Raw genomic sequence first — 13104 nt, forward strand, 5'->3', positions numbered from 1 at the left:
CTACAGCGAAACGGACGAAAATCCCACAGATATGAGAAAAAAACGGTCTTTGATATTTTGGGTGTTGTTTATGAGTATACCACTTCCATTCATCAGGTAGCATAATTATAGTGAAAAAATTGTAACCCGTCAGGGTTTATTTGATATGCCTACTTTTAGGATATCTATAAAAGATAATAAAAAACTACATGGAAAGATTAGCCTTTGTATAAACATATACCTTAAGTTGATGGATGTGTGACGTGACCCCATGGCCATCAACTTAAGAAATTGAGTGTTCTCTAAAACGAAAAAAACGAGCTAAATTCTCATAAATAACTGTAAAAAAGGTATTTTTGCCCATCCCTCGAAAAAAGAAAACAAGACAAAATATACCAATGTGGAAAAGTAACTCTAAAATCAACCTTTGTTGTATATTTTGCGTTTACTTTTCTACGGAAAAGTGACACTTTTATTCTATGCCTAAAGGCGGACTGAATTCCTGCATAGGCTTTCCAGTATCACTGAATTTGTAATGAAAAGTTGTGAACAATTGAAAAAAATTATAGTTGAAATAATGAAAGGTGAGAAGGAGTTTATTTCTAATAAGCGAAATATTGTATTGTTTTATCCTAAATTATTTGTAAAGGTGGATACATAATGACAGTAAAGAAACTTTATTTCATCCCAGCAGGTCGTTGTATGTTGGATCATTCTTCAGTTAATAGTACACTTACACCAGGTAAACTGTTAAACTTACCTGTTTGGTGTTATCTTTTGGAGACAGAAGAAGGACCTATTTTAGTAGATACAGGTATGCCAGAAAGTGCGCTTAATAATGAGAATCTTTTTAAAGGTACATTTGTTGAAGGACAAATTTTACCTAAAATGAATGAGAACGATAGGATCGTAAATATTTTAAAGCGTGCCGGATATGAGCCAGAAGATCTTCTTTATATCATTAGTTCTCACTTGCATTTTGATCATGCAGGAGGAAATGGCGTTTTTACAAATACACCAATTATTGTACAGCGTGCTGAATATGAGGCAGCACTTCACAGAGAAGAATATTTGAAAGAATGTATATTGCCGAATTTAAACTATAAAATCATTGAAGGCGATTATGAAGTAGTGCCAGGTGTTCAATTAATATATACACCGGGACATTCGCCAGGGCATCAGTCATTATTAATTGAGACGGAAAAATCAGGTCCCGTGTTACTAACTATTGATGCATCATATACGAAAGAAAACTTTGAAGATGAAGTACCGTTTGCTGGATTTGATCCGGATTTAGCTTTATCTTCAATAAAACGTTTAAAAGATGTTGTTAGGAAAGCAAATCCGATTCTTTTCTTTGGACATGATATGGAGCAAGAAAAGGTCTGTAAAGTGTTCCCAGATTATTTGTGATATTGCATATAAAAAGTCATGGGCTCGTTAGCTGTAAATTTATAATAAAGTCTGACCGTTTATAAAAAAGATTGATCAAAAGTCCTGTATTGATGCAGGATTTTTTTGTTCTGCAATTGGACCATATTTTGGAATAAGGAAGGGGATTGGATTGTTCACTTTGAAATAGTAATTTATTCCAGAAAAGAGCAAGGTTGTTGTATAAAGATAAACATACTAAATTTATAGAAATGGAGGAAGTCAATTGGAACAAATCACACAAAATATTTATTCACCGCCAAAACATATAGTTTCAGCAGCGACTATTGTAATCAATGAACAAAAAGAAATTCTATTGATCAAGGGACCTAGAAGAGGTTGGGAAATGCCAGGTGGACAAGTTGAAGAAGGAGAATCTTTGAAAGATGCTGCAATAAGGGAAACTAAAGAGGAAACAGGTATTGATATTGAGGTTTTAAAATTTTGTGGAGTATTCCAAAATGTGAACCATTCAATATGTAATACGTTGTTCTTAGCTAAACCAGTTGGAGGCAAATTAACGACTACACCAGAAAGTTTGGAAGTAGGGTTCTATCCTATTGAGCAAGCTTTAGAAATGGTAACTTTTATGAATTTCAGACAAAGAATTGAATACAGTTTGGATGAAAACAAACAACCTTTTTATATAGAATTTTAAGAAACGATCTTCCATTATAATCTGAACTTAATAGGCATGTGACGTGACCACATGCCCATAAACTTAAGAACTTTATAACACCCCAAAACAAAAAAATTGTACATTTTCACATAAAGATGGCAATTTTCGCGTTTTGGGGGTATTTGTACATCACCAAAGTCTCGTTCTATTTAATCATATTTTTCACATGACCAATTCGTATTTCACCTTCAGGATAGATAAATAGCATACCCTGCATCTAGGTAAATATATCCATTCGCCAAAACTTACAACTGTAACATCCCTATTAGAATGCATATCAAAACATTCATACAAACAAGATTTTATTTGACTTACCTTATATATAACCGTACTTTTGAATACCGAACCAGTCAATTCTTACTTCTTCCCTAAAACAATCTAAGTATTAGATTTCCCCTATATTTTTAATAACCCTATTAAGTTTTTTGTAAAATTCACCTTTTGTTTTTACATGTTTAAACTGATTTGGATTCATATGAGCTTTTTGAGAGAGTGCTACAATCTCTTCTTTTGTAATTGAATCTTTCGTATTGATAGATGCTATATTTGTATATTTTCCATCTTCTGTTTTTGGAATTTCTAAAATTCCTTTATTTACGAGATTCACTACAGCCTTATGCTCTGAAGAATGTGTGTCTACACCGGTAATTTTCCAATTATGCATAACTTTTGGCGTGTATACACCATTCTTTACTTCTTTTAAATATGTAATAGCAAGATTACGAATGGTTCCACCTGTTTCGCCAAATGCATTCTCTTGTTTAGATGACCAAATCTGTTCAAACTTGCGTCCCTCTAAAGCCCCTCCTTTTGCTTGAAGAGCCTCCATTCTATATGCATTCATTCCCAGAGTCATAACATCGCTCATTTTGATTGGTTTATTTGTACGAATAGATCGCAAATTTGTAATTCGACTTCCATATGGTTTTGTTAAGTCAATTTCGTATTTCACGCCTCCAAAGAAGTCGTTCGTACTGTATTTAGACGCACGGCGTGTTTTATCAAAGCTAACTGTTACATCTCCGGCACGAGATGTGTTAAAATATCCCGCCGCCCATTCCATATAATCTTTTAAATCTTTTCCAGTTATCTTATATACTGTAATTTCGCCCAAAGCATATTGGTAATTATACGCAATATCTTTCTTCTTAATAGGGCCTACATCTAAACGAGCATAATCGTTATCAATTTGATGGGCTACTACATCTGCTTTGCTGTAATAGAGCATGACTTCATGAAAAAAATCTGATAAAGGTGTCTCTTGAATTTGCACGCTTGGAATACCATTTATTTCATTTTTAGGAACAAGATTTCTCCCCTTTAATTGAGCGACTACAACATTCGCATCTCCCCTCGCATACTCGTGAAAAGGTGTTAATGTTTCTTCAAGTGCAGGATCGGATAATACCGTTGTTCCATCAGCATTTTTTACAGGTAAAGCGGTAGCTGTTTTATCTTTTAAAACCAGCTTTCCATCTTGCTTTGTAAAAGTAAGATCAATACGTGAAATATGCGTGCCATATTTATCTGGTTCTGTAATAATCACACCATTTACAACTTCTTTTTTAACAAGTTTATGCATATGAGCTGCAAAAATAGCGCTTAGTTCTGGACAGGCATTTGCAATATCTTGAACCCCGGTACCAGGGATGCCATTCTCATTTTCTAGTCCCATATGCATAACCCCTACCATTACATCTACTTTACCTTCTAATTCTTTAATTGCCTTTTTTGTCTCTTCTACTGGATTTTTCACCACTAAACCAGCCAAATGATCTGTCCCTTTTTCAAAATCACTAATCATTGGTGTATCCATGCCAATAACCCCAACTTTGATGCCACCTTTTTCAACGATCGTATATGCAGGAAGAAAACGCTCTCCATTCTCCTTGTAAATATTCCCTGCTAACGTCTTTCCTTTATATTGCCCACTAACTTTTTTCAATGTATCTAATCCAAAATTGAATTCATGATTTCCAAATGCCCAAGCATCATATCCCATTTCGTTCATTGCTACCATCATCGGAGACTGTGGCTTATCATTGAATAACTCTACTGAGTTCCCTTGAATTGTATCTCCAGCATCTAATAATACGGTATTTGGATTTTCTTGGCGTACCTTCTTTATAACCGTATAAAGCTGCGTTAAACTTCCACTCATATTAGCACCATCAAGTGCATAATCCCAAGGCATAAATCTACCGTGAATATCTGCAGTACCTAATAATGTAATATTAACATCAGATTCCTCTGCTTTAGAGATCACTGGTTTGATTGTTATTGCTGCTCCAAGCAGTATAAAAATAACAAAATAACATACACGGCTCTTCCATCTCATTTTTGACATCATAACAATGTTTCTCCCCTTTTTGTACTGTCATATAGTGTCTTGAACGTTAAAAATGTAACTTATTATTTGGAAAACTTCAAGCCAATTGCAAGTAATCTATAAATGTTAGACATACTGATACTATTACTCTATAAAGGTGTGTGATCAGTATGGAAAAACAAAATTCATGATCAGCCTGACATTGCATAATAACTACCCCAAACTTTACTCATCATTACCAACTATCTCATCATAAGCGAAATGCTCTGCTTTTTTTATATCATGAATAATAACAATCTTATCGGAAATATTATGGGTAAGTTCGCCCTGAAAATTTTTCAAAAACCAAAATACTTCTTCTAGATTATTATTAGTTTAATCCATGCTACTTAGTGAGTTGCTAAAATAATTCTAGTTTTTTAACTGAATATCAGATATAAGTCGTTCAATACTATCTGATATAACTTCATACTTTCCAGTTTCAAAATCTTCTAATTTTACAATGCCCGTATTATTATCAATTACTACCAAGAAACTACTTCCGCCTTCTACGCCTAGCGGTATGTTATCTAACTTATCTTCGTGAACCTCTTTATAACCTATTAATTGAACAACAAAATTATTTAATTCAATTCCTGGTAACACTGGTTCAAGTATTATATTATATGACTTGTAAAAGCCCGCTAATTCTGCGAACCAGTAAGTATTAAAATAATCTTTTATAGATTCATGAAAAATGATTCCTAATACTTGCTCTATATCTCTAAAATCATGAATAACATTTTTTTCAACAGGTTTCCAACATATATATTCGTTTTGATCAACTTCACCTTCATATATAGTTGGTATAATCGCATCATTCCATGGCACTTTAGGAAATGAGTTATTAAATCCACTCCACGCTTCTATAAGTTGGTCAAAATATTTTCCCATCTCATCTTTCATAATAGTTCCCCTCATTTCAAGAAATGTGATCTGGTATTTTTCATCCTATTCTAGTTTCAAATTAAACTTCGTCAGCCAAAGCATCATCGTAATCCTGTAATTCTTCCATAATTTCTTTTAATCGGTTCATATGATTCATAAATTCTTGGTGAGAAATTTCTTGATAATCAAAACTCCCCTCTCCACATTCATCACTTTCAAATATTTTTACTTTTGTGCCTAACTTCAACAAATTATCAACTAACCCTTTCAAATTCTGCATATCGTCAATATCGTTCGCATCCGTTTTGGCAAAACACTCTTCGTTTTCAATTTTATTTTTTATGTCTGTAATTCCCAAACCAGTATACTTTCTCAAAGGAACTATATATGTATGAAGCGTATCATTATGGCTTATTTTAATTGCAATTTGATTCATCTATTTTTCTCCTTTCTGCTAAAATTCTTACTCCTATCGTTTCAACACATCACTGATTTCATTGCGAAAAAGAACACTAGTAAATAATATACAATATTTTCCGAATAACCTATGTTATATTTTATGAATCATTATAAATTTTCACACTTTAAGGAGGGTTTTTTATGTATACACCTAAATATTTTGAAGTGCAAGATTCAGAGCTTATTTTAGAATTTATCAAAAACCATTCATTTGGAACATTACTATCTAGTACGAAAGACTTTCCAATTGCAACACACCTTCCGCTAGATGTATATACTGAACAGGGACATACTTATTTATCGGGGCATTTCGCTTATGCCAATCCTCATTGGAAATTGTTAATAGAAAATCCTCAAGTATTAGTTACATTTCTAGGGCCACATGCTTATGTGTCTTCTTCCTGGTATGCGCAAGAAAATGTACCCACATGGAATTATGTATCAGTCCATGTATATGGTACAGCTCAACTTGTAGAAGGCGAAGAATTAGCGCTTATGTTAGCAAAAATGCTAAAGAAATATGAGCAAGGTAGAAATAATGGCGTATTATGGGATACTTTAGATCCAAAGTTTTTAAAACAAGAGATGAAAGGGATTGTAGGCTTCAAAGTAAAAATCGAGAAAATTGAAGCTTCCTTTAAGTTAAGTCAAAACCGAAATAATGATGACTACAAATCAATTATTAATAATCTTGAGAATGAAAAAGATGTCTCTGCAATAGAAGTGGCGAACTGGATGGAAAAAATGAGACCAATGAATGAAAATTAAGTTCAGAACCAAATCACGGGGATGGCAAAAAGAAAAACATACAAAAAGCGAAAATTCCTGTATTGTACGAATTGCCAGGACAATACAGGAATTTTCACTTTGCTTATTCATACTAATAATATGTTTATTAATGAAACAGCTATCAAAGTAAGCAATAGATATGGTTTCATCTTTATGATATTAGTAGTATCTGCTACCCTATCTATAAATGCAACATTTCAACCTTCACAACTTGAATATATTCCTGCAACTTACAAAACGCTTCTGTGAGCTTGCTTGTTTCTTCTTTATGAAGGAAGCGTGCTTTGTTTCGCTCTTCCTCTATGATAAGCAGCTGCGCGGTAGCATAAGTGAGACCATACTGTTCGCATTCTCGTTTCATATCATGAAAAAAAGAAAGAGGTACAGTACCTGCTCCCGAGATTAGCATCTCATCTAGAAATTGTTCCAATTCATCGATTATGCGCACTAACTCTATCATAGAATGCTTCTCCTTCATTGAGTGTTATATTTAAAATCTCTCCTGATTCTGTATATAAGATGACAGGTGTGACAACGAGCTTTGCACCTTCCTGATAGGAATGGACAAGCATTCGCTTTACGTTCAACGGGCCCATATACATGTTTACAAGTCTAATCATCCGTTCGTTTTCTGGTCGTTTCATCATTTGCATTTGCAATGTTTTACCGGCCTTATCGATGAGAGGAATGATCCATTTTTGTTCCTTTTCCTGAAGCAGCCATTCTCCTGTTTCAGCAAATTCTATACAAAATACGCCTCGCTTATTTGTCTCTATTTGCTTTACTTTTTCTAGCAATTCTTCCCATGAGGTCAGAAAGAGTGATTGCCACTCTGCTACATTTGTTTTTCCTTCCGCTTCTCCTACTGTTTGTGAGCTAGATGACAATTGAAAATCGGCGTTAAGTTTTGCCTGCTTCAATCGGAAAGATGAACGAGACAGTTCGTATCCTTTCCCCGCAATTCCCCATGGAGCTTGCTTTTCATGAAGTACTTCAGGAGTTGCGCTGCTTCCTTCATAAAACATCGGACGCGACTGCGTGTATGTCATCCACTTTTCCTGCTCCTCGTTATAGAAATAATACGTTACACCAACATAACCGGACTTCGTTTGCCAGCCGGATGCACCGAAAGCAGACAAAGTAAGCGGCGGTACTTCATAATATTCCGAGCGATACGGACTCTCTTGCAAGCGCTGCTTTTCTAACAACATAATGTGTTCATAAATCGCAGACAGCGTTTGCCGATAGGATGCCATTTGAAAAGACGCATGCTTCATCCGATATAGTCCAATGTCCGTTGCTAGCTTACGAAATAAGTTCTCTAACTTTGCTAGTTTCAAAGAACGAGCTTTTACAGAAAGTTGTTCTATTTCATTAATTGTGTTTTCAGTAAGCCTCGTTAATCCAAAATGAACAACTTGTTCAATCATCTCTTTGAAAATAGATAGCTTTTCCGGAGCAACGATAAGAGGATTCATCTGTTTTGTTTCATGCAAGATCCCTTTTTCTTTTTGATACCAATATACCGCTTCTGCCTTATGACGGCATATCCCATCTGCTTTACACGTACAGATCGCATCAGCTACCGATTCAGCTGTTAGAAAGCGAACAATTATATTCTCTTCTGGAAAGGATGCAATTAAAGCTGCCTCTTCTTCGAAAACGAACTTCGGCTGAAATGTTTCACGGAACATCATTTCAGCCCATATCTTTTCGGAAACAACGCTGCGTACGTTCACATTCAAAAGAGGGGAAAAATCAACCTTCGTTTCCGCTTCTCCTTCGTACATCTTCTTAGCTTCGAGCAGAGCCATAATGACATGCTTGCAAATGGAGCGGGCATCACAAGTACAGGAGTAACTACGGATATCTCCTGTAAACGTTACAGTAATTTCGTCATCAAATTGTATGTGCGCTGCATTTTCTTCTACGTCCATTTTGACATTTGATACAGCAGCCAAATCTTTGATCGCCCTCTTATATGTTCCTTTGTTGGACATTGCGATCAAATATGTTTCATCAATAGAGGAAAGAACATTTAAGAAATGATTGCTGCGATCCACTGTGCCAACCTCCCTGGTGTTAGCGCTGCTACATGAGCACCGAGCGCTGCCATTTTTTTCGCTGCCTGTTTATCATAAAAAGGCTGTGCAGTCGGATCAAGAGAAGTAAGCACGATAAGCTTTGCTCCTGATTCCACAATCTTTATCGCTTCTCGGTACATTTCAGCGTAACTGCCGCCTTCATATAAATCCGTTACAAGTACGACAATTGTTTTATGCGGCATTTCTATTTTATTCGTTGCATAGCGCAGCGCCTGGGCAATATATGTTCCGCCCCCAAGCTGTACGCTCATAAGCGTTTCGACTGGATCGTCAATACGATCTGTTAAATCGACAACGGATGTATCGAAGATGAACAAATCTGTCTTAATCGTCGGTAAACTTGCAAAAATGCCAGCCATAACTGCACTATGAATAACCGAATCAAGCATGCTTCCGCTCTCGTCTACTGCAAGAATCACACGCCATGGGTTAACGTGCTTCGTTGCCGCATAGAAGTACGGTTTTTCAATATGAATGGTGTTCGTTTCCTTGTCAAAATGCTTCATGTTCTTTCGAATCGTTTTCTTAAAATCAAAGTTGCGCATCGTGCGTACACGACTTGCACGGTTTCGATCCGGTCTACCACTTAAAGCGAGCTTCACTTCCTGCTCTAAATTCAGGCGCAGCTCCTCAGCTACTTTTGCCACAATACGCTTAGCGGTATCCAATACATCCGGATTTACATGATCCTTAAATTGTAAGATGCATTTTAACAAATTCATATTCGGTTCCATTTTTTCAAGCGTTTGCTTATCCTGCAGCAAAGCAGTTAATTCATACTTTTCCAGCGCATGTTTTTCCATAATTTCAATTGTTTCTTTCGGAAACAACTCACGCACTTTAGAAACCCAAGTGGGCACTGTTAGCTGCGAAGGATCCAGCGACCCGCCGCGTTCTTCCCCGCGCTCCCGTTCATACAAAAACTCCAGCGCCTCGTCCATCTCCCTGTACACAGGGCTTTCTTCCTGAAATGAGATTTGATCATCCGCATATTTTCCAAGAACAAGACGCCATCGATTCAAAGAAATCTTATTCTCCATCTTCTAGCCCCCGTCTTATCAAAATCTCCCGTGCCTTCCGATCTAACTGCATCGCATACATCAACACAGCTTCCGAAACCACTTCTTCTTTTACCGCTTCTTCCGTTGTGTCATATAACCGAGCAATCTGTCTGGCGATCGTATCGACTTCAAGCGGAGTGAATTGACTGAACAAGAGGCGTAAATGCGGCAGCACTTGCAAAAATGTCTCCTCATCAAGTTCTTGCAGGACATGAGACATCCCGCCAAGCAGCGACTCGTTATATAGGAAAATATCTTTTGCACCAGCAAACAAACCATTCAAAAATAGAGGTGCTTGCTTTTGCATATCGCCGCTCCCATAAAAGTATCCTTCTGCCACTCGAATGACATCATCAACCGTCCTCTTCGTTAAGGAAGTTAACAGTCCAAATACTGCCCCTTCTACTTGACTTTCCCGTTTTTCTTTTTGCAAATAAAACTCTAACGCTTCAATAAACTGCTGATCTGCAGGCTGCAATGTATACAAATCGATAAGCTTTTCCGCAATGATTACCGGCTCGCCGCCATCTAAAACAGAGAATAGCGAAAGTGCTTTGCTTCGGGCACTTTCCGCCTGGTGATTCGTTTTCTCTATTTGCGATAAATAGTAAGCGCAATCTGCTATAGACACGAAGTCTCCATCCTCTTGTATCGCCTCATCCATTAACGGGATGTACATGGCAAAATCAGAAAATAGCCCGCTTAAGTAGGCTTCCATCAATAAAAGAGCTACCTCTCCAGCACGCCCTTTTGCCTTATACAGCTTTGCTCGCAGCACTTCCTGAGCGGCTTCCCTTACCGTTCCACCATACACAGATAAATCAATAAGAGCACTTTCCACCTGCGCTGAAAAACGATATTTCCAAGTTTCTCGCATAAGATTGATGTTCTGTTTTCTAGCAAGGTTTGGACCGCGCAGCTTCTCGCAAAACGGAATCTCTAAAAAGGCAAGGCAATGAAAGAATTGACTTAAATGCTGATGCCGTTCTTTCTTATATATATCAAGAATCGTTTCATGCGGTACAGTAGAGCGAGCTGGAAGACGGAATGAACGAACAGAGGCCCGAAAATCATGCACAAGCGGCGGTACATCCGCGGATTTTGACAATTTCCCTCGCTTCGTCCCTTGCAGACTCTTCTGAAGCAGCGTCAAAGGTTTATCTGCCGAGGATATCTCTCCCTTAACAAATGCACTGCGCACCGCATCCATCAGCTCATACAATCCAGGCCGCATCTTGCCCCGAAGCAGTGCAAGTTCACGGATCATTCGCGCAGCCTCAATCTCATCTGCTATTGATATCCCGTCTGTTTTTAATTGCCGGGCAATCCGTATCATAAATTGCTCTGCTGCTGCTTCATCCCTATTCTCCCAAACGTGTTGATAAAAAGCAGGTGCAGGCATACCGCTCTCATAACCGCGCGTTTGGTCACTTTCCAAAAAGGAATACGGCATAAGATACGTTTTTGAATATGTAGTAGACAACGGACTTTTAGACAGTTTTTTCTTTTCTCCTTCCAATTCAAGAAGTCCCTTCACATGAAAGCCTCCGGTAATTACGAGCACCTTATCATATGCTTTACGCGCTTTTTCAATTTCCTTTGCCATATGTATTTCTCTAGCCATACAGCCGTCTTCTATCAACATCTCCTGCGTATAGTCCGCGCGTGTGTAATAACAATAATCAAAGAGCTGCTGGATAAACTCCTCGCTTGTCATATGAAAACCTTGCAATTCAAAGTATTTCTCCCAAAATTCATGAAAGCTTCGGCAACCCGTTCTTTCTGAGAGCATACGGACATATTGACTATGCCGGAAGTATTGTTCATCATACTTCCCCTGCTCTTCCTCGTTTTTCGTTACATACAAATATTCCTTATAGGGAAGATCAATAAATGAAACCGGAATGTTACGCGCAGCTCCTTCCCGAAGTGCGACAAGTTCCGGTGAATAGTCGAGAAAGGGATAGTACGCACGGTACTTTCCGCTCTCTCCTTTTTCAAGCACATCCGGTTTATCATCATAACTGCAATAAATACAAATCGGAGCCTCACTCTCAGCACTCACGATATGCGGAATAAGCGGATTACAATCAATCGGTCCCTCTATAAGAATTGCATCCGGTTTATATAATTCAACTATTTTTTGGACATGAAAAGAGCATGCAGGACTATGATGGCGAATAGGCACGTATACGACGTTGTTGTTTACATTGTAAGCTCTTTGAAATAATGTGTTTACTTCAGCTGATTGCGAGCTTCGAAAAACGACTTCCATGCCTCTCCTCCTACTTGACTTCGCGCTTTGACGATGCTTGTAAAGTAACTGCGCAGCTTTTCTAAGTCTTCCTTGTTTTCTTTCGCAATCGTTCCAGATAAATATCGAACAAGTGCATCCATCTTCACCTGTCCACTTCCATAATAATACGCATCCATTGCACTTTGATAATATACCGATACTGCCTCTGCAGTACTCATAACAGAAGAAGGCTGATCAATTCGTTTTCCTTCAGCTGTCACGCCTTCCCGGAGTTCATGGAAAACAGTCGCCAATAGCTGAACAACCGTCTGGTCCACTTCTGGTACGATGCCAGAAGCTCCTAATAAGCGCGTCACTTGCGACTCTATAATTTTCGCTTCAAGCTTTACATCTTTAATTGGATGCACTGTTTCAAAATTAAAACGACGCTTCAATGCACTACTCATTTCATTCACGCCGCGATCGCGCGTGTTGGCAGTCGCAATAATATTGAATCCAGGCTTTGCCGCAAGAATTCCTTGCTCTCCAAACTCCGGAATGTTCAGCACCTTATCGCTCAGAACGCTGATCAACGAATCTTGTACTTCCTGCGGGCAGCGCGTCAACTCTTCAAATCTAGTTAATATCCCTTGTTCCATACCAACGAAAAGGGGCCCTGGCACAAGGGCCTCTCTTACAGGCCCTTTCGCAAGAAGAAGTGCATAGTTCCATGAGTACTTAATCGTATCTTCCATCGTAGCGGCTGTTCCTTGTACAGTGTTACGACTATTTCTGCATATCGCAGCAGAAAGCAACTCACTTAACATCGTCTTTGCTGTTCCCGGCTCTCCGATTAGCATAAGTCCGCGATTCCCGGCTAATGTGACAATAGCTCGTTCCACAAGCGCATCATTACCGTAAAATTTACGACTAATTTCTACTTCTTGCCCCTGCCAAAGAAGCGGCTCTTCTTGTCCGATAATAAACGTACGAACCGCGCGTGGTGACAACCGCCAGTTAGCTGGTTTTGGAAACGAATCATTCGCTTCTAAAGCATTCAATTCTACTTCATATAACTCTTCCATTAACGGTTTAATAGACTGCATATG

11 protein-coding genes are annotated in these 13104 nt (G+C 38.0%); 3 read left to right on the forward strand and 8 right to left on the reverse strand.

Annotated features, from left to right (window positions below; all coding sequences use genetic code 11):
• Positions 1–639: 639 nt before the first annotated feature.
• Together aiiA and BM211_RS22600 are read left to right on the forward strand one after the other, a co-directional pair.
• On the forward strand, positions 640–1392 hold the full coding sequence (aiiA, locus tag BM211_RS22595; protein WP_090999686.1) for a quorum-quenching N-acyl homoserine lactonase AiiA: 753 nt from the start codon (positions 640–642) through the stop codon (positions 1390–1392).
• 244 nt (positions 1393–1636) lie between these two features.
• Complete coding sequence (locus BM211_RS22600) at positions 1637–2068, forward strand: NUDIX hydrolase (RefSeq protein ID WP_035431940.1); 432 nt, start codon at positions 1637–1639, stop codon at positions 2066–2068.
• Between the two features lie 406 nt (positions 2069–2474).
• Here the strand turns inward: BM211_RS22600 and BM211_RS22605 are convergent, their stop codons facing one another.
• From BM211_RS22605 to BM211_RS22620, 3 genes are all read right to left on the reverse strand, one after another.
• Positions 2475–4436, reverse strand: coding sequence for a bifunctional metallophosphatase/5'-nucleotidase (locus BM211_RS22605; protein WP_090999724.1), 1962 nt, complete (start codon positions 4434–4436; stop codon positions 2475–2477).
• A gap of 393 nt (positions 4437–4829) precedes the next feature.
• Entirely contained in the window at positions 4830–5363 is a 534-nt protein-coding gene (locus BM211_RS22615) for a SecY-interacting protein Syd (RefSeq protein ID WP_090999688.1), read from the reverse strand.
• 61 nt (positions 5364–5424) lie between these two features.
• Positions 5425–5781, reverse strand: coding sequence for a hypothetical protein (locus tag BM211_RS22620; RefSeq protein WP_090999690.1), 357 nt, complete (start codon positions 5779–5781; stop codon positions 5425–5427).
• A 164-nt stretch (positions 5782–5945) separates the two neighbouring features.
• On the opposite strand from BM211_RS22620, the gene BM211_RS22625 reads away from it, so the two are divergent.
• Entirely contained in the window at positions 5946–6572 is a 627-nt protein-coding gene (locus tag BM211_RS22625; RefSeq protein ID WP_090999692.1) for an FMN-binding negative transcriptional regulator, read from the forward strand.
• A gap of 202 nt (positions 6573–6774) precedes the next feature.
• On the opposite strand, the gene BM211_RS22630 is transcribed toward BM211_RS22625, so the two are convergent.
• From BM211_RS22630 to BM211_RS22650, 5 genes are read right to left on the reverse strand one after another with little or no spacing between them, the layout of a single operon-like run.
• Complete coding sequence (locus BM211_RS22630) at positions 6775–7053, reverse strand: hypothetical protein (RefSeq protein WP_090999694.1); 279 nt, start codon at positions 7051–7053, stop codon at positions 6775–6777.
• The gene (locus BM211_RS22635) at positions 7025–8656 is read right to left on the reverse strand and encodes an SWIM zinc finger family protein (protein WP_090999695.1); all 1632 of its coding nucleotides are present in this window, start codon (positions 8654–8656) and stop codon (positions 7025–7027) included. Before BM211_RS22635 ends, BM211_RS22630 begins: the two co-directional genes overlap by 29 nt.
• Positions 8632–9738, reverse strand: coding sequence for a VWA domain-containing protein (locus BM211_RS22640; protein ID WP_090999697.1), 1107 nt, complete (start codon positions 9736–9738; stop codon positions 8632–8634). The genes BM211_RS22635 and BM211_RS22640 overlap by 25 nt, the downstream gene beginning before the upstream one ends.
• A complete protein-coding gene (locus BM211_RS22645; protein ID WP_090999699.1) occupies positions 9728–12034 on the reverse strand; it encodes a DUF5682 family protein in 2307 nt (768 codons plus the stop codon). Before BM211_RS22645 ends, BM211_RS22640 begins: the two co-directional genes overlap by 11 nt.
• Complete coding sequence (locus BM211_RS22650; protein WP_090999700.1) at positions 11995–13101, reverse strand: ATP-binding protein; 1107 nt, start codon at positions 13099–13101, stop codon at positions 11995–11997. Before BM211_RS22650 ends, BM211_RS22645 begins: the two co-directional genes overlap by 40 nt.
• Positions 13102–13104: the final 3 nt, after the last annotated feature.

This window comes from Bacillus sp. 491mf (genome assembly GCF_900112415.1).
Lineage (GTDB): Bacteria > Bacillota > Bacilli > Bacillales > Bacillaceae_G > Bacillus_A.

What these genes read in the sequence shown, in the direction of transcription:
- aiiA (WP_090999686.1), top strand. Translation starts at nt 640, where the DNA reads ATGACAGTAAAGAAACTTTATTTCATCCCAGCAGGTCGTTGTATGTTG.
- BM211_RS22605 (WP_090999724.1), bottom strand. Translation starts at nt 4,436, where the DNA reads ATGTCAAAAATGAGATGGAAGAGCCGTGTATGTTATTTTGTTATTTTT.
- BM211_RS22615 (WP_090999688.1), bottom strand. Translation starts at nt 5,363, where the DNA reads ATGAAAGATGAGATGGGAAAATATTTTGACCAACTTATAGAAGCGTGG.
- BM211_RS22620 (WP_090999690.1), bottom strand. Translation starts at nt 5,781, where the DNA reads ATGAATCAAATTGCAATTAAAATAAGCCATAATGATACGCTTCATACA.
- BM211_RS22625 (WP_090999692.1), top strand. Translation starts at nt 5,946, where the DNA reads ATGTATACACCTAAATATTTTGAAGTGCAAGATTCAGAGCTTATTTTA.
- BM211_RS22630 (WP_090999694.1), bottom strand. Translation starts at nt 7,053, where the DNA reads ATGATAGAGTTAGTGCGCATAATCGATGAATTGGAACAATTTCTAGAT.
- BM211_RS22640 (WP_090999697.1), bottom strand. Translation starts at nt 9,738, where the DNA reads ATGGAGAATAAGATTTCTTTGAATCGATGGCGTCTTGTTCTTGGAAAA.
- BM211_RS22645 (WP_090999699.1), bottom strand. Translation starts at nt 12,034, where the DNA reads ATGGAAGTCGTTTTTCGAAGCTCGCAATCAGCTGAAGTAAACACATTA.
- BM211_RS22650 (WP_090999700.1), bottom strand. Translation starts at nt 13,101, where the DNA reads ATGCAGTCTATTAAACCGTTAATGGAAGAGTTATATGAAGTAGAATTG.